We start from the raw sequence: 15839 nt of genomic DNA on the forward strand, positions 1-15839 counted from the left end.
GGGGGCAGAGTAGTGAAATGGAGGGGAGAGCATAAAGGAAAGGCGCCAGGTATTGCTACCGGGCGCCTTTCATATCAATGGCTGACAGCCAACAATCAGTTCATGCCGTAACGCTTGAGCTTCTTGCGCAGAGTGCCACGGTTGATACCCATCATCACGGCAGCGCGAGTCTGGTTACCACGGGTGTACTGCATGATCACGTCCAGCATCGGCGCTTCAACTTCGGAGAGAACCATATCGTACAGTTCAATCACTTCCTGACCGTTCAACTGGGCCAGGTAGTTACGCAGGGCCTGTTGCACAGAGTCACGCAGGGGGCGCTGGGTTGGCTCGGCAGCGTGATTGTGAGTAGTTGTTACCAATGCATCAGAAGTCAGGGTTTGTTCGAACATATTCGGTCGGCTCTTTAGTTATCTTGTTAACCTAATCCATCGAAATACGCTTCGAGTGCCTCGAGTTGTGCGTCTGCACAATCCAGGGCATTGAAGTGCTTGCGGAATTCTCGGCCCGTCTCTTCTTCATCCAGATACCAGCCCACGTGTTTACGGGCAATGCGCGCTCCCAGATATGCACCATAAAACTGGTGCAGGTTGGTTACATGCTCGTTCATCAGGGTGCGAACCTCTTCCCTTTCGGGAGGCGGCAGCTTGGTGCCCGTCTCAAGAAAATGACGGATTTCCCGGAAAATCCAGGGTCGTCCTTGCGCTGCGCGGCCGATCATCACGGCGTCGACACCGGTATAGTCGAGGACATACCGGGCTTTCTCCGGGCTGTCTATGTCGCCATTGGCGACAACAGGAATCGATACGGCCTGCTTAATCGCCCTGATTGTGTCGTACTCCGCTTCGCCCCGATAAAGGCAGGCACGGGTACGACCATGCACGGCGAGGGCCGCGATACCACAATCTTCGGCGATTCGGGCGATCTCCACGCCATTGCGGTTATCCGGATCCCATCCTGTGCGGATCTTCAAGGTGACAGGGACCTCTACTGCATCCACCACGGCCCGGCAAATTGCTTTGACCTGATCGGGTACACGCAGCAGGGCTGAGCCTGCCAGCTTCTTATTCACTTTTTTTGCCGGACATCCCATGTTGATGTCGACGATCTGTGCGCCCTGCTCCACGTTGTAGCGGGCAGCAAACGCCATCATCTCGGGGTCGGCCCCGGCAATCTGGACCGATCGCAAACCGCCTTCTGCAGAGTGATCCATCCTCATCCTGGTTTTCTGGGTATCCCAGACATCCGGGTTGGCCAGCAGCATCTCGGAAACGGCCATGCCAGCCCCCAATCGCAAACAAAGTTCACGAAACGGTCGGTCTGTTACACCGGCCATGGGAGCCACAATCAAGGGTGTTTCAAGCGTGTGGGGACCTATCTGCATTCCACGGTTACCATCGGCTTAGGGCGGCGTATATTACGCATTTTTTAGGCAGGAGAAAAGGTTAGTATTTGAGCGTCAGCCATTTTTTTCTGAAAAAAACGTCGCGCCAAGGCTTGCAAATTCTGGAGTTATTGAAAAACGGCCAGATTGCACATGCGGGATGGCTGTACTAGCTATGTCGGTTGTCTGCATAATTGACAGTCCACTTGTGGGCCTGCTTTGCGTTATGATAGCCGGCTAAAGTCGAGCAAATGCTCCAAACATTTATGTAACATGTGCGTGTATGCAACAAAAGCGGATTGGGGAACTATGACGTCAAGGTTCATTAAATCACTCTGGCCGTGTCTGATGGGGGTCGTGCTGGGATCGGCGCAGGCACAGACCATCAGCTTCGGCGAAGCCTGGACCCGGGTCATCCAGCAGGATGAAGGGTTGGCCGCCGAGCAGGCCGGGGTGGACCGGGCCAAGCAACTGCGCGAGGCCGCCAAGGATATGTATCTGCCTAAGGTGGATTTGGGGGCCAGCTATACCCGCCTCGATCAGCCGGTGGAGCTGGACATGATGGATCTCAACCCCATTGCCAGCCATCCGGAGTTGGGTCAGGTGCTGGCGCCACTCATGCAGAAGTTCCACCTTAGTCCGGATGATTTTGTCACCCCGCTGACCAAGCAGAACGTGGTAACCAGCTCGGTCAAGATGCTCTGGCCGCTCTTTACCGGTGGTCGTATCGATGCGGCGCAGGATATCCGTCAGGCGCAGGTGAGCGAGGCGCAGCAGTTGCTGGTGCTCAAGCAGCAAGCCACCTTTGAAAGCCTATCCCAGACCTATTTCGGGGTGGTGCTGGCCGCTCAAGTGGTGATGACCAAGCAGGAGATCGAGGACGGGTTGGCCCACCATCTGGATCATGCCAAAAAGCTCGAGGCTCAGGGCCAGATCGCCAAGGTGGAGCGGCTCTCGGCTCAATCGGCTTATGACCGGGCCCGTATCGATACCCAGAAGTCACGTCGTGGTCTCGAGATCGCCGAGCTGGCCCTCGGCCATATGCTCAAATTGCCGAGTGCAGAGCCGGGCAGTGGCCTGTTCGTCAATAAAGAGTTGCCCAGACTCGATGGGCTGGTAAGTCAGACGTTGGACGTGCACCCCGGTCTTAAGCTGCTCAGCGCCAAGCAAGAGCAAGCCAAGGGGATGATCCGGATGGAGAAGGGCAAATATGCCCCCGAAGTGTTCATGTTCGGCAACTACAACCTCTATGAAGATGATTCGCTGGCTTCCAAGACTGCCCCGGACTGGTTGGTGGGGGTGGGCGTCAGCATGCCGCTGATCAGCCGCGATGGCCGCTCCGAGACGGTACAGGCGGCCAAGAGTGCCGAGCTGCAGGTAAATCTGCTGCAAGCCAAGACCCGCCAGGATCTGGAGTTGCTGGTAGAGAAGACCTGGCGCGAAGCGGCACAAGGGCTGGAGGAGTATCAGTCACTCTCGTCTACCCAAGCGCTGGCAGAGGAGAACGTGCTGCTGCGGGATAAAGCCTTCGGGCAGGGGCTTTCTACCTCCCTTGATGTGGTGGATGCCCGTAACCAGCTGGCGGGGGTCAAGACCCAGCGCGCGGCGGCGGCTTATCAATATGTGGTGTCGCTGGCCCGTCTGCTGGCCCTCTCCGGCCAGATGAACAGTTTCAATCAATATCAGCATGGTCAGGTGATCGAGGTGAACTCGTGATTGCCGCCCTGTCTGTTTCTTTTTTCATGTCTGTTTCGACCGTCAAGGGTCGCCAGTTTGTCGAGGTGAAGTGATGAGCCATCCCCCCATCAAAAAGAAGATGAGCCAGGGTAAACCGCTGTTGTTGCCATTGGCGCTGGTGATCCTGGTGGTGTGGCTGGGCTGGCGTTTCTGGCTGGCCTATCAGCCTGAGCCGGTGCATCTGCAAGGGCAGATCGAAGCGCAGCAATATTCGGTCTCCTCCAAGGTGCCGGGGCGTATTGACGAGGTGCTGGTGAAAAAGGGCGATCAGCTGAGTAAGGATCAGCTGGTCTTTACCCTGGCCAGTCCGGAAATCGAGGCCAAGCTGAGCCAGGCGAAAGCCGGTGAAGCGGCCGCTGGCGCCATGGCACAAGAGGCTGAAAAAGGGGCCCGTTCCCAGCAGATCGCCGCCGCCAAGGATCAGTGGCAGAAGGCCAAGGCTGCCGCCCAGCTGCGTGGCAAGACCTATGAACGGATCGCCAGCCTGCATCGCGATGGCGTGATGCCGCTGCAAAAGCGTGATGAGGCCTGGACTGCGTGGCAAGCCGCCAAGTACAGCGAAGGGATGGCGTGGCAGCAATATCAGATGGCGCTGGAAGGGGCGCGGGAAGAGACCAAGGTCGCCGCCCGTGAGAAAGCCAATATGGCGGCAGGCTCGGTGGCTGAGGTGGAGGCTTATCTGGCCGATACCCGCATCAATAGTCCCCATGGCGGCGAAGTGAGCCAGGTGCTGCTGCGCAGCGGTGAGTTGGCGCCACAAGGTTTTCCGGTGGTGACCCTGCTCGACATGAACGATGCCTGGGCCCAGTTCCATATTCGCGAAGATCTGTTGCCGCGTTTCTCCGTGGATACCGAGTTTGATGCCCGTATCCCGGGCCTTGGCGACCAGATGGTGCGCTTCAAGGTGACCCATGTGGCCGTGATGGGGGATTTCGCCACCTGGCGTGCCACCGATACCCGTCAGGGCTTTGATATGAAGAGCTTTCAGGTGGAGGCCCGCCCGCTGCAACCGGTTGACGGGTTGCGGGTTGGCATGAGTGTGCTGGTCGAACTCTGATGGGACGTGAATTTCGGCTGCTGTGGCAGGACCCGTTCAGCCGCGCCCTGATGAGCTGGGTGCCGCTGCTGCTGATGGGGATCCTCTGCTGGATCTTCTCGGCAGGGCTGGCCCGCGACCTCAAAGTGGGGCTGGTGGATCTGGATCGAAGCGTGCTGTCGCGCCAGCTCGCCTTCTCGCTGGATGGCTCGGCCGGACTCAAGGTGGCCAACCAGTTTGACTCCATCGATGCGGGGGCGCACGCCCTGCGCGGCGGCGACATCTATGCACTGGTGGTGATCCCCAACCATCTGGAGCGGGATGCCCGTCAGGGTACCCAGCCGCAGGTGACGGTATTCAACAACGGCCAGTTTATCCTGATCGCCAAGCTGGTCAGCTCGGCGCTGGCACAGGTGGTCGGTACCCTCAACGGTCAGGTGGGGGTGCTGGATGCGATGGCCGACGGTAAAGCATTGCCTGGTGCGCTCGGGCAGTCGGTGCCTATCAGCAGTCAGATAACGGCGCTTTACAACCTCAACTCCAGCTATGCCCAGTTTCTGCTGAGTGCCATTCTGCCGGCGGTGTGGCAGATCCTGGTGGTACTGTTTGGCCTCAATGCGCTGGCCCGCACCGACCGGCTGGGACTGGACTGGACCACTCGCGGTGTCTGGTTCGGCCTGTGGCGCACCCTGCTGCCCCATGTGTTGATTGGCTGGGGCTGGGGGTTGGCCTGGACGCTGCTGCTGTTCAAGGGGTTCGCTTATCCAATGCACGGCAGCTGGTTGGTGCTGACGGTCGGGTTGGGGCTGGCCTCGGCCGCCTGCGTCACCATGGGAGCCTTTTTCTACGGCATCATTCGGGATCCGGCGCGCGCCCTGTCGTTAGCGGGGGCTTACACTGCGCCCGGTTTCGCTTTCATGGGGGTCACCTTTCCGGTGAGCGCCATGGGGGATTTTGCCCAGTTCTGGCGCAGCCTGTTGCCGGTCTCCCATTATGTTGAATTGCAGATTGGCCAGAGCAACTACGGCTTGCCCCTCGCATCCGCCCTGCCGCAACTGGGGGCGTTATTGCTGTTCCTGCTCCCCCTGCTGCTGGTGGTGCGCCGTTATAAACAGCAGGCAGAACTGGCCCGTCAATCAGCCGTAGTTCCAGTGGCAGAGAAGGAGCCGCAGTGATGCTTGGATTTGTTGATCTGTTGCGTTTAGAGCTGCGCACCCTGCTGGCGGATCGCGCCATCATACTGACCCTGTTTGGCGGTGTGTTTTTCTACTCGTTCCTCTATCCCCAGCCCTATCTGCATCAGTTGCCGCGGGAAGAAGCAGTGGTGGTGGTCAATGAGGATGGCAGCCAGTTGTCCCGTCAGCTGGAGTTTATGGCCGATGCCACGCCGCAGGTGAAGCTGGTGGCGCGGGCCCATTCGCTGGCCGAAGCGCGCCAGCTGATGATGGCCGGGGAGGCGAGCGGGATCCTGCACATTCCCAACCACTTCTATCGGGATCTGATGCAGGGCAAGAGCGTCACCCTGAGCTATGCCGGTGATGCCTCCTACTTTCTGGTCTACGGCACCATTGCCGAAGGGCTGGCGCAGGCCGGCGGCACCTTGGCGGCACAGGTGAAGGTGGCGCGCTTGCTGAGCCATGGCGAGGCACTGCCGCAAGCAACCATGGGCTGGAATGCGGTGGCCCTCAATGTGGTGCCGGTGTTCAACCCCACCATGGGCTACGTGAACTACGTGGTACCTGCGGTATTCGTGCTGATCCTCCATCAGGTGTTACTGATGGGGGCGGGGATCCTGGGGGCGACCCAGAACCAGCGCAGTGGCCGTGGCGAGCACGGTTACTGGCAAAGCGCGCCGGTATTGCCGCTGCTGCTGGCCAGAACCCTGGTGCTGGCGGGGCTGTTCCTGCTGCCGGTGAGCTACTTCCTCGGCTTCTGCTTCGATCACTACAACATCGCCCGCCATGCCGATCCGCTGGAGCTGTGGCTATTCGCCCTGCCGTTCCTGCTGGCGACCTGCTGGCTCGGGGTGGTGCTGGGTGCCCTGTTTACCCGCAGGGACCTGCCCACTCAGGTGGTGCTGCTCTCCTCCCTGCCGCTGGTCTTTCTGGCGGGCTTTATCTGGCCGCTGGAGCTGATCCCGGCGCCCCTCAACTGGCTGGCTCAGTGGGTACCCACTATCCCCGCCATCGAGGGTTTTCTGCGCCTCAACCAGATGGGGGCCGACTTCGGACAGGTCTCCCGTTACTGGTGGCAGCTGTGGGGGCTGGCGCTGCTCTACGGCGTGCTGGCCTGTCTGCTGCTGCGCTGGCGGCAGCAGTCGCTGCCAGTGGCCAGTCAGCCGGTCGTGCAGAGTGAAACGACCGCCGGTTAAGCGGGATAGGGCAAGTGCGCGTGAGATGGCGTGTACAATGAAGCAAAAAACGGTCAGCCCTTGGGCTGACCGTTTTTGTATGCGCTGGATTTATGAAGATGGAGCTGATTTAGCCATGCTGGAGCTCGGGATCGCCGATGGCGTAGATCTGCCCCACTGCCTTCTCATCCTCCAACAGGCGCAGGCCATGGGCGGCCACATCGGCGCGGCGCACCAGTCCATGTACCTCCTTGCCCTGACTCAGCTCAGCGCGGCCGGTGGCTTCGCCATCCTGCAGGCCCGCCGGGCGCAGAATGGTCCACGCGAGGGGGCTGGTCTGCAGCCAGCTCTCCGCCAGACTCTTGAGGCGCACCTCGTGGCCGAAGGCGGCGCGGGCTCGCTGTGGCAGATATTGCCAGCTGTCGCCGCAGCCGAGGGAGGTGACCAGCAGCAGTCGCTTGAGGCCAGCCTGCTCCATGGCATCGATCACATGTCGGTTGCCCTGATAGTCCACTGGTGCTGCCTGACGGAAGCTGCCGAGGGTGGAGACAACGCAGGCATCTTGCCCTGCCGCAATGCAGGCCTGCTGCACCGCAGCCGGATCCAGCGCATCCCCTTCGATCACCTCCACTCCCAGCGCACCCAGCTCGGTGGCCATCTCGGGGCTGCGCACCAGCGCCACCACCCAATGGCCCGCACTCAGGGCGTGGTGGGTAAAGGCGCGGCCCAGCCCGCGGCTGGCTCCGAAAATCAGTGTGGTTGGCATAGATGGGCTCCCTTGGCAAAAGGGACTAGCCTAGTGGCTTGTTCGCTCGCTGTAAATGAGAGTTGTTTCTATTTGTGAGCTAACAGGGAGGAGAGAGTGCGAGCCGCCAGCGACTCGCACCCACTGAGAGGGGATCAGCCGTTGTAGTTGCCGATGCTGGGGCGACGGCTGGGGCCGCTCAGGTGGATATCCACCGGATTGAACGCTTTGATCGCTTCGTAGCTGAAATCACCGATCGCCTGATGCAGGCTTTGGGGTGTGTGGTTGGTGATGATGATGACGCTCTTTGACAGGTTGCGACGGCGGCGCAGCAGGTGGCCGAGGAAGCTGGACTGGCTCTCCGCCATCTTGGCGCGGTTGGCCGATACCTCGTCGATGATCAGCAGATCCACCTCTTCCAGCGCACGGCGATACTGGTTGCGCTCATCCTGATCGGGGATCACGTTGAAGAACAGCCGATCGACGATGGAGGCCCACTGCTGGAAGATCACCGATTTCTGGTGAAGAGCGATCAGCTCGTGCGCCACGGCACCCGCCAGGGTAGATTTGCCGGTGCCATAGTCGCCGTAGATCAGCATGCAGCCGCCGCCGCTCTTCTCCCAGTGCTCGAAACCGCTGATAAAGTAACGGGCGGTTTCGACGGGGTATTGCAGCGCGGGATCAGTGGCATCCATCTTTTCGAACACCCAGTCCGGGTTAAGGTCAGCCTGGGCAATCAGCTTCTGGATCCGCTCCTGCCGGGCTGCCTTCTGCAGCTCGCGCACCTCGGCGTTGGCCTTGGCGTCGTACTCCTTGCGCAGGGTCTCGTAATCATACTGGCCGCCGCCGGTCTCGGCCTGCAGGCGACGAATGCGCTCCAGCAGGCCGCCAACGTGCTGGCTCAGCTCGGGATCGTGAATGCGATGATCCTGCTTGGCCTTGGCGATTCTCTTGCGCTTGGCTTCGATCTCTTCCAGCTCCTGGCGCAGGGGATCTTGCGGGTCAGTCATGGAATGCTCCTTCTGCTCGGTCAGGGATGGGTAGACAGGGGGTTGATTTTGCCTGCAGGCAGGGGCCGCTATCAATCATTATCCGGCTCCTGTTGCGGCGCTTGTTCCTGCGTTTGCTGTTGGGCCAGCCGCTTGGCCTCTTCGATCATCTGCTGGGCCCGTTTGCTCGGGCCAGCCTCGGCAGGGGCCGGCGTCACCTGCTGGTAACCCTGCTCCTCCATCGGCTTGCGGCGGGTATAGCGGCGGGTCTTGAGGGCGCGAATGAATTTGAGCATCCATTGATGCTGGGAGTCGAACACCTCGGGACGCCCCAGCCAGTAGGCGATAAACTCCCCCAAATCCTCTTCGTTGTAGCTGGCATCGATCACCCCGCACAGGCGGGCGAGGGCGGGCAGCTCCTCATCCGGTCGCCACTGCAGGTGCATCTGGAAGGGGCGCTCCGGCAGCGGACTGCGCTGTTTCTGGACCAGTAGTGGCAGCAGAAACGGACACTGATGGTAGTGCTCACTCTCTGCCTGTGCTTCGACCTGCAACAGCCCAGCCTCCATGAGTTCGTCGAACAGCTCGGTCAGCTGGCGGGCATTGACCTGAAACGAGAAACCGCTGGGATCGCCCGGGTCGACCACTGCCAATGCGCGGCCAAGCTCGGGGTAGTTGAGCCGGGCCAGCTGATTTTCCAGCACCAGTCTGCGCAGTTGCAGGGTATAGAGACTGCGCGCCGGATGGGACAATCTGGGGTGGGCAAGGGCGCTGTATTCGGCTGGGGTCATGGTGTTCTTTGTGATCCTACGTGGGGGCATTATCCCTTAAGGCGCCCACTTGCACAATTCAGATGGCGGTCGCAGCCGACGACTCCCCGAGCGAAGATATTGGCACGGTTGGATGGGGTTCTCTTGAAGCTATCTCGCGATCGAGGTCTATTTTTGACGCAGGGTTTCCGCGCTGAGCGCACTTTTGAGCTAGTCTTTATACCTGAATAACCAATTGACTAATAAGGTTTTTATCAAGATGCCAAAAGCTGGGCTACGGATCCTGGTGGTGGAGGACGAGGCCGTTTTTCGCCACTCGTTAGTGAGTTACCTCGCACGGGACGGGGCCACAGTGTTTCAGGCCGAAGATGGCATTGAAGGGCTATCGGCGGCGGCGCTCTACCATCCCGACGTGGTGCTGTGCGATCTCAATATGCCCAATATGGATGGCCATGAGGTGATAGCCTGTCTCGCTGCTCGCTATCCCCATATTCCGGTCATTGTCATTTCTGCCCAGAGCACCATGGAGGCGGTCGCCAGCGCCCTGCGTGCCGGTGCGCGGGACTATCTGCTCAAGCCCCTCGAAAATTTCGCGCTGGTCGAGCGCAGTATCGAGCAGTCCCTTAACGGTAGCGCCAACCGGGCGCAGCAATTGGAGCTGATGGATCACATCGACTACTTCAGTGCCCATGACAGGGCGGCCAGCCGCTTGCTGGCGGGGCTGAAACCGCCGGGTTTGCAGGAGTGGGGCCCCTGGCAGGTCACTTTCAAGGGGCTGGGGCAGCTGTTTATTCCCGATACTTTCAAGGTGGAAGACAAGCTGTTGGTGCTGGTGATGGAGCTGCCCATCATGGGAAAAGATGCCGCATTTTGCGGGGCGCTGGTGCGATCCCTGATGAACGTGCCCTACCGCCAGTTTCAGCAACACCAGAGTCGTCTGCTAAGCCAGCCACACCGGTTACTCGACTACCTCAACCATCAGCTGATGGAGTCCGGCCTGCGTCACTCCTTTGCCATGGCGGCGCTGCTGTTTGATCAGCACGATGGGCTGGTGTTCGCCAATGCCGGGCTCACCTCTCCCCATTGGTTGATGCGCTCCGGCGGCTTGCCCCTTGGCTTGATGCGCAGTTGCCACTACGCCCTGCACAAGCGCAGCTGGCATGAACCCTTTGCTCTGCAGTTTCGTAGCGACAGCGGCGGATCGCTGGATGTGCAGGTACGCCATCACTGATGCCACCTGACCACAGGCCAAAACAAACAGGGCGCCCGATGGGCGCCCTGTTTGTTATTTACAATTTTGACCGTTTAGACGGCGGCGGACTGCAGTTTCTTGTCTTGAGCTTGCGGCTCTTTGGCCGGGCCTTCGGCACCGTGCATCCAGTAGACCAGGCGGTTAGCCATGGTCAGCAGGATCAGGGCGCTCAGTACCGCAGCCAGGGCGATGCCACCGAAGATGGCAATCGGACCCGCTTCACCAACGAAGGAGCCGATAAAGCCGGCTGCATAGTTGGCCAGAGCAACGAAGCCGAACCAGGCACCCATCATCAGGGAGGCCAGACGCAGCGGAGCCAGCTTGGTCACCATAGACAGACCGATCGGGGAGAGGCAGAGCTCGCCCAGGGTGTGGAACAGATAAGCACCCACCAGCCAGAACATGGAGGTCTTGACTGCTTGATCGCCACCTTGCTGCAGCACAGCGCCGATCATGAACAGGAAGCCGACAGCCAGGAACAGCAGACCCATGGCAAACTTGACCGGAGAGTTCGGCTCTTTCTTGCCGAGCTTGATCCAGATGGCTGCCACGATCGGGGCCAGGGTGATGATAAAGAACGGGTTCAGGGATTGGAACCAGGCGGTCGGCACTTCGAAGTTACCGATCATCCGGTCGGTATACTCCTGGGTGTAGAGGTTCATCAGACCACCGGCCTGCTCGAAACCAGCCCAGAAGATGATGGTAAACAGGCCCAGTACCAGAATAACCTTGATGCGATCCACTTCCTGTTTGGTCAGTGGCGCTTTCTGCTCATGGGTGCGCAGGGCTGCAGCACGCTGGGCGGCGGTGACGCGACCTATGTTGCCGAGGAAACGCTGGGCCATGGTGGCCTGGATCACCAGAGAGAGCAGCATGCCGATACCGGCGCCGACGAAGGCCGCTTGCCAGCCGTAGGCAGTGGCGGCAGCACCACAGATCACGCCTGCCAGCAGGGAACCCAGGTTGATGCCCATGTAGAAGATGGTGAAAGCGCCATCACGGCGGTGATCGCCCTCTTCATAGAGGTCACCCACCATGGTGGAGATGTTCGGCTTGAACAGGCCATTACCCACGATTAGCAGCGCGAGGCCGGCGTAGAACATGGTGTTGACCATATCCGGGAACATGGCATGGGGCAGTGCCAGAGTGAATTGACCCGCCGCCATCAGCACGGCACCGATCAGGATGGCGCGACGTTGACCCAGGAAGGTGTCAGCCAGCCAGCCGCCAATCAGCGGAGTGATATAAACCAGACCGGTATAGATACCGTAGAGTTTGAGGGCATCTGCCTGACTCCAGCCCAGACCGCCGTTGGCAGTCAGGTCAGTCAGATAGAGCACCAGCACGGCACGCATGCCGTAATAGGAGAATCTCTCCCACAGTTCGGTACTAAAGAGCAAAAAAAGCCCTTTAGGGTGACCTAAAAAGGTCCCTTTTGACGGGTTATTCATTGGAACTTCCACCTGTGTCTTATATTTTTTTGAGTTTTTTATGCAAGGGCGAGAAACACGCCTCAATCCTTATAGAACATGTGTGAATAAATTACAACATTATGATTTGCTGAGAATTTATTTGTCAGAGATTGATAAGATGTTGCATAAATGAAAAAGGAGCATCGAATGATGCCCCTTGAATACCTCTATAAAAAACAGATTTTTCAGCTATTACAACTGTTTGACGAACTGCTTCAGCCAATCGGTAAATTCACCATTCAGTTCAGCATGGCGTACTGCATACTGCACATTGGCTTTCATATAGCCGAGCTTGCTGCCGCAATCGTGGCTCTTGCCTTTCATGAAGTAGGCGTTGACCTGCTCCTGCTCCATCAACATGGCGATGGCGTCAGTTAACTGGATCTCGTCGCCAGCACCGGCCGGGGTTTTCTCCAGCAGCGGCCAGATATTGGAAGAGAGCACATAGCGGCCCACGACCGCCAGATTGGAAGGGGCTTCGTCCCGGGGCGGCTTCTCGACAATGGCTTGCATCGGCAGGGACATCCCCTCGCTCAGAACCTCGCCCCTGATATCGGCAATGCCGTACTTGTCCACTTCGCTCGCGGGCACCGCTTCCACCATGATCTGGCTGATTTGGTTCTCTTCGAACATATGCACCATCTCGGCCAGATTGTCCTGCTTGAGGTTGCTGGCAACCTCGTCGATCAGTACATCCGGCAGCAGCACGGCGAAGGGGTTGTCACCGATCAGCGGACGGGCGCACAGCACCGCGTGGCCCAGGCCTTTGGCCTCGCCCTGGCGGACGTGCATGATGGTGACGTCTTTCGGGCAGATCTGTTGCACCTCTTCCAGCAGCTGGCGCTTGACCCGCTTCTCGAGGGTCGCTTCCAGCTCGAAGCTCTTGTCGAAGTGGTTTTCGATGGAGTTCTTGCTTGAGTGGGTGACCAGAATGATCTCCTTGATCCCGGCCGCGATCGCTTCGCGTACCACATACTGGATCAGCGGTTTGTCGACTACCGGCAGCATCTCTTTCGGGATGGCTTTGGTGGCTGGCAACATGCGGGTACCCAGACCGGCTACCGGGAGCACGGCCTTGCGAACGATCAGAGGAGTCTTTTTCATGGAAAACTATCCAGAGAGATGAAAGTGCGGCCATGATACTCCAAGAAAAATGGGGCAGCCACCGGCTGCCCCATTTGCAACTGTTCCAGTCGACATTATTTGACGACAATCATCTCCCTGTTTGCATCTAGCGTGGCCGGACCTATGCCATTGACATCTGCCAGCTGATCGACCGAGGTGAATTTTCCCTGTTTATCACGGTAATCGATGATGGCTTGCGCCTTTTTGTCACCAATACCTTTGAGGCTGGTGAGTTCGGCAAGGGTAGCCGTATTGATATTCAGTTTGCCGTCCTCCTTGGCGGCAGCGGTTGTGGTGGTCTGTTTGGGCGCAGTTTTCTCCGCTGCCAGCACGGGTTGGCTGAACAGGGGCAAGCAGGCCAGCAGCATGACTGCAGAGAGCTTCTTCATCAGCATTTCCATTCCTCCTTGATGTGGATGTTGCCGAGCGGCACATTGAGAAATAGCGTATCGAACGGGTCTTTTTTACTGCAATTTCTGACAGGTCAGATCGCCATGCCGATGGTGGAAGATTTGCTATAAGCGCTCCGCTATGAATGCCCTCATATGTTCAACCTTATGATCTTGAATGTATTTAATATGCATCTTTAATGTGGCGAGCACGCTTCCCCGAGATGCTCTGCTCAAGTTGTTGCTGGTGTGCCGGATGAGATTATTCTGCGCAACACTGCGCTGATGGCATGTTTCGCTGGTGTTCCAGTGATACTTAATAAAAAAGGCTGCTCACCAACGGTGAGCAGCCTTCGAGATCGGTTTTTCAGGTAACGGGCTGATTACTCAGCCTGGGCAGCCTGAATACCGGTCAGGGCGATGGTGTAGACGATGTCGTCAACCAGTGCGCCACGGGAGAGGTCGTTGACCGGCTTGCGCATGCCTTGCAGCATCGGGCCGATGGAGACCAGGTCAGCAGAGCGCTGTACCGCCTTGTAGGTGGTGTTACCGGTGTTCAGGTCAGGGAACACAAACACGGTTGCTTTACCAGCAACCGGTGAGTTCGGCGCCTTGGACTTGGCCACGTTCTCCATGATGGCCGCGTCATACTGCAGCGGGCCGTCGATGATGAGGTCAGGGCGCTTGGCTTTGGCCAGCTCGGTCGCGGCACGCACTTTCTCTACATCAGCACCGGCGCCAGAGGTACCGGTAGAGTAGGAGATCATGGCTACGCGCGGCTCGATGCCGAAGGCGGCAGCGGAGTCAGCAGACTGGATGGCGATCTCGGCCAACTGCTCGGCAGTCGGATCCGGGTTGATCGCGCAGTCACCGTACACCAGCACCTGGTCAGGCAGCAGCATGAAGAAGATGGAGGAGATCAGGGAGGCGCCCGGAGCGGTCTTGATGATCTGCATCGGCGGACGGATGGTGTTGGCAGTGGTGTGCACCGCGCCAGAAACCAGGCCGTCAACTTCGTTGCGCTCCAGCATCATGGTACCCAGTACCACGTTGTCTTCCAGCTGTTCGCGGGCAACCACTTCGGTCATGCCCTTGCTCTTGCGCAGCTCGACCAGACGCGGCACATAGCGCTCGCGCACCATGGCCGGATCGATGATCTCGACACTGCTGCTCAGCACCACGCCTTGCTGTTCGGCAACGCGACGGATCTCTTCCGGGTTGCCCAGCAGCACCGGACGGGCGATGCCACGTTCAGCACAGATGGCGGCAGCCTTGATGGTACGTGGCTCTTCACCTTCCGGCAGCACAACGCGCTTGTTGGCCTGACGGGCCAGCTCGGTCAGTTGATAACGGAATGCCGGCGGGCTCAGACGACGGGAGCGGGTAGAGCTGACAGTCAGCGACTCGATCCAGTGCTTGTCGATGTGGCCAGCCACATAATCCTGCACCAGCTCGATACGCTCGCGGTCATCTTCCGGAATATCGACGTTGAAGTTCTGCAGGCTGACCGCGGTCTGCCAGGTGTTGGTGCCGGTGATCATGATCGGCAGACCGGTAGCCATGGCCTGTTGACACAGAGCCATCACTTGCGGTTCCGGATGGTAGTTACCGGTCAGCAGCAGGGCGCCCAGCTTGACGCCGTTCATGGCGGAGAGGCAGGCAGAGACGATGACGTCGGAGCGGTCGCCAGAGGTTACCAGCAGACTACCCGGACGGAAGTGCTCAACCATGTTGTGGATGGATCGGGCACAGAAGGTCACGGTCTGCAGACGACGGCTGTCCAGTTCACCCTTGTGCAGGATCTTGGCCGCCAGATGCTTGGCGAGATCCTTGGCACGTGGGGCGATCAGCTGGGTGTTCCAGGGGATGCAACCCAGAATGCGCAGCGGGCTCTTGCCAAATACCTGCAGCACTTCCAGATTGTGGGCAGCTTCAGACATGTGGTGATGAGCTTCGAACATCTCGGTCAGATCAGGGCGGGTTACGCCATGCTCGTCAACCGGGGCGCCGACTTTGTTGATCACGCAACCGACGATACGGGGGTTGTTGACACCACCGAAGTTGGAGCAGGCCAGCTCGATACGCTCTTTCAGCTTCTGGCTGGAGTCATGGCCCGGGTGGGTCACGAATACCATGTCAGCGTCCAGCGCCTTGGCAACGTCGTAGTTCAGCTTGTTGGCAAAGGGCTGCTTGTCGGTCGGCACCATACCTTCGACAACCAGCACTTCGGCACCACTGGATTTTACGTGCTCTTCGAAGCGAGCAACGATCTCTTCCAGCAGGATATCGGTATTGCTGGAGCTGATCATGTTCTCGGCATAGGAGAGAGTGAACGGCTCGGGCGGGTTGATGTTGGCAGCTGCACGGATAACGGCGGTAGAGCGCTCGGTACCGGTTTCACCCGGACGCGGCTGAGCGACCGGTTTGAAGAAGCTGACATTGACACCGTGACGTTCCATAGCGCGAACCACGCCAAGACTCACGGAAGTTACGCCGACACCAGTGCCGACCGGGATAAGCATAATAGTGCGTGCCACTTTATACCCCTTGTTCATTTTTTGGGATCAGGAAAAGGCCGCCCTGGGGCGGC

14 protein-coding genes are annotated in these 15839 nt (G+C 58.9%); 5 read left to right on the forward strand and 9 right to left on the reverse strand.

Features of this window, described 5'->3' with window-relative positions:
• Nucleotides 1-95: 95 nt before the first annotated feature.
• Together fis and dusB are read right to left on the reverse strand one after the other, a co-directional pair.
• Complete coding sequence (gene fis, locus CK911_RS20535) at nucleotides 96-392, reverse strand: DNA-binding transcriptional regulator Fis (protein ID WP_005906654.1); 297 nt, start codon at nucleotides 390-392, stop codon at nucleotides 96-98.
• Between the two features lie 26 nt (nucleotides 393-418).
• Nucleotides 419-1384, reverse strand: coding sequence for a tRNA dihydrouridine synthase DusB (dusB, locus tag CK911_RS20540; protein ID WP_042018587.1), 966 nt, complete (start codon nucleotides 1382-1384; stop codon nucleotides 419-421).
• Nucleotides 1385-1693: 309 nt separating this feature from the next.
• Here dusB and CK911_RS20545 point away from each other — a divergent pair, with 309 nt between their 5' ends.
• The 4 genes from CK911_RS20545 to CK911_RS20560 all read left to right on the forward strand — a co-directional run bounded on the left by CK911_RS20545 (nucleotide 1694) and on the right by CK911_RS20560 (nucleotide 6528).
• Nucleotides 1694-3100: a TolC family protein gene (locus tag CK911_RS20545; RefSeq protein WP_172954076.1), complete on the forward strand. Its 1407-nt coding sequence runs from the start codon at nucleotides 1694-1696 to the stop codon at nucleotides 3098-3100.
• A 73-nt stretch (nucleotides 3101-3173) separates the two neighbouring features.
• Nucleotides 3174-4178: an HlyD family secretion protein gene (locus CK911_RS20550; RefSeq protein ID WP_098972276.1), complete on the forward strand. Its 1005-nt coding sequence runs from the start codon at nucleotides 3174-3176 to the stop codon at nucleotides 4176-4178.
• On the forward strand, nucleotides 4178-5332 hold the full coding sequence (locus tag CK911_RS20555; RefSeq protein WP_098972278.1) for an ABC transporter permease: 1155 nt from the start codon (nucleotides 4178-4180) through the stop codon (nucleotides 5330-5332). Before CK911_RS20550 ends, CK911_RS20555 begins: the two co-directional genes overlap by 1 nt.
• Entirely contained in the window at nucleotides 5332-6528 is a 1197-nt protein-coding gene (locus CK911_RS20560; RefSeq protein ID WP_098972280.1) for an ABC transporter permease, read from the forward strand. Before CK911_RS20555 ends, CK911_RS20560 begins: the two co-directional genes overlap by 1 nt.
• Nucleotides 6529-6637: 109 nt before the next feature.
• On the opposite strand, the gene CK911_RS20565 is transcribed toward CK911_RS20560, so the two are convergent.
• From CK911_RS20565 to CK911_RS20575, 3 genes are all read right to left on the reverse strand, one after another.
• Nucleotides 6638-7273, reverse strand: a complete 636-nt coding sequence (locus tag CK911_RS20565) for an SDR family oxidoreductase (protein ID WP_098972282.1) — start codon at nucleotides 7271-7273, stop codon at nucleotides 6638-6640.
• Nucleotides 7274-7407: 134 nt separating this feature from the next.
• Nucleotides 7408-8262, reverse strand: a complete 855-nt coding sequence (locus CK911_RS20570; RefSeq protein WP_042018578.1) for a DnaA/Hda family protein — start codon at nucleotides 8260-8262, stop codon at nucleotides 7408-7410.
• Nucleotides 8263-8333: 71 nt separating this feature from the next.
• The gene (locus CK911_RS20575; protein ID WP_068977762.1) at nucleotides 8334-9032 is read right to left on the reverse strand and encodes a DnaT-like ssDNA-binding domain-containing protein; all 699 of its coding nucleotides are present in this window, start codon (nucleotides 9030-9032) and stop codon (nucleotides 8334-8336) included.
• A 238-nt stretch (nucleotides 9033-9270) separates the two neighbouring features.
• Between CK911_RS20575 and CK911_RS20580 the strand changes: the two genes are divergently transcribed.
• Nucleotides 9271-10242 carry a response regulator gene (locus CK911_RS20580; protein ID WP_098972284.1) on the forward strand — a complete coding sequence of 324 codons (972 nt, stop codon included), beginning with the start codon at nucleotides 9271-9273 and terminating at the stop codon, nucleotides 10240-10242.
• A gap of 74 nt (nucleotides 10243-10316) precedes the next feature.
• Here CK911_RS20580 and CK911_RS20585 read toward each other — a convergent pair whose 3' ends face one another.
• The 4 genes from CK911_RS20585 to pta all read right to left on the reverse strand — a co-directional run bounded on the left by CK911_RS20585 (nucleotide 10317) and on the right by pta (nucleotide 15804).
• A complete protein-coding gene (locus CK911_RS20585; RefSeq protein ID WP_068977764.1) occupies nucleotides 10317-11714 on the reverse strand; it encodes a peptide MFS transporter in 1398 nt (465 codons plus the stop codon).
• 213 nt (nucleotides 11715-11927) lie between these two features.
• A complete protein-coding gene (gene galU, locus CK911_RS20590) occupies nucleotides 11928-12839 on the reverse strand; it encodes a UTP--glucose-1-phosphate uridylyltransferase GalU (protein WP_098972287.1) in 912 nt (303 codons plus the stop codon).
• 95 nt (nucleotides 12840-12934) lie between these two features.
• On the reverse strand, nucleotides 12935-13255 hold the full coding sequence (locus CK911_RS20595) for a ComEA family DNA-binding protein (protein WP_068977766.1): 321 nt from the start codon (nucleotides 13253-13255) through the stop codon (nucleotides 12935-12937).
• 377 nt (nucleotides 13256-13632) lie between these two features.
• Complete coding sequence (pta, locus tag CK911_RS20600) at nucleotides 13633-15804, reverse strand: phosphate acetyltransferase (protein WP_042018566.1); 2172 nt, start codon at nucleotides 15802-15804, stop codon at nucleotides 13633-13635.
• Nucleotides 15805-15839: the final 35 nt, after the last annotated feature.

Source organism: Aeromonas sp. CU5 (assembly GCF_002586745.1).
Taxonomy (GTDB): domain Bacteria; phylum Pseudomonadota; class Gammaproteobacteria; order Enterobacterales; family Aeromonadaceae; genus Aeromonas; species Aeromonas sobria.

What these genes read in the sequence shown, in the direction of transcription:
- fis (WP_005906654.1), bottom strand. Translation starts at nt 392, where the DNA reads ATGTTCGAACAAACCCTGACTTCTGATGCATTGGTAACAACTACTCAC.
- dusB (WP_042018587.1), bottom strand. Translation starts at nt 1,384, where the DNA reads ATGCAGATAGGTCCCCACACGCTTGAAACACCCTTGATTGTGGCTCCC.
- CK911_RS20545 (WP_172954076.1), top strand. Translation starts at nt 1,694, where the DNA reads ATGACGTCAAGGTTCATTAAATCACTCTGGCCGTGTCTGATGGGGGTC.
- CK911_RS20550 (WP_098972276.1), top strand. Translation starts at nt 3,174, where the DNA reads ATGAGCCATCCCCCCATCAAAAAGAAGATGAGCCAGGGTAAACCGCTG.
- CK911_RS20555 (WP_098972278.1), top strand. Translation starts at nt 4,178, where the DNA reads ATGGGACGTGAATTTCGGCTGCTGTGGCAGGACCCGTTCAGCCGCGCC.
- CK911_RS20560 (WP_098972280.1), top strand. Translation starts at nt 5,332, where the DNA reads ATGCTTGGATTTGTTGATCTGTTGCGTTTAGAGCTGCGCACCCTGCTG.
- CK911_RS20565 (WP_098972282.1), bottom strand. Translation starts at nt 7,273, where the DNA reads ATGCCAACCACACTGATTTTCGGAGCCAGCCGCGGGCTGGGCCGCGCC.
- CK911_RS20570 (WP_042018578.1), bottom strand. Translation starts at nt 8,262, where the DNA reads ATGACTGACCCGCAAGATCCCCTGCGCCAGGAGCTGGAAGAGATCGAA.
- CK911_RS20575 (WP_068977762.1), bottom strand. Translation starts at nt 9,032, where the DNA reads ATGACCCCAGCCGAATACAGCGCCCTTGCCCACCCCAGATTGTCCCAT.
- CK911_RS20580 (WP_098972284.1), top strand. Translation starts at nt 9,271, where the DNA reads ATGCCAAAAGCTGGGCTACGGATCCTGGTGGTGGAGGACGAGGCCGTT.
- CK911_RS20585 (WP_068977764.1), bottom strand. Translation starts at nt 11,714, where the DNA reads ATGAATAACCCGTCAAAAGGGACCTTTTTAGGTCACCCTAAAGGGCTT.
- galU (WP_098972287.1), bottom strand. Translation starts at nt 12,839, where the DNA reads ATGAAAAAGACTCCTCTGATCGTTCGCAAGGCCGTGCTCCCGGTAGCC.
- CK911_RS20595 (WP_068977766.1), bottom strand. Translation starts at nt 13,255, where the DNA reads ATGCTGATGAAGAAGCTCTCTGCAGTCATGCTGCTGGCCTGCTTGCCC.
- pta (WP_042018566.1), bottom strand. Translation starts at nt 15,804, where the DNA reads ATGAACAAGGGGTATAAAGTGGCACGCACTATTATGCTTATCCCGGTC.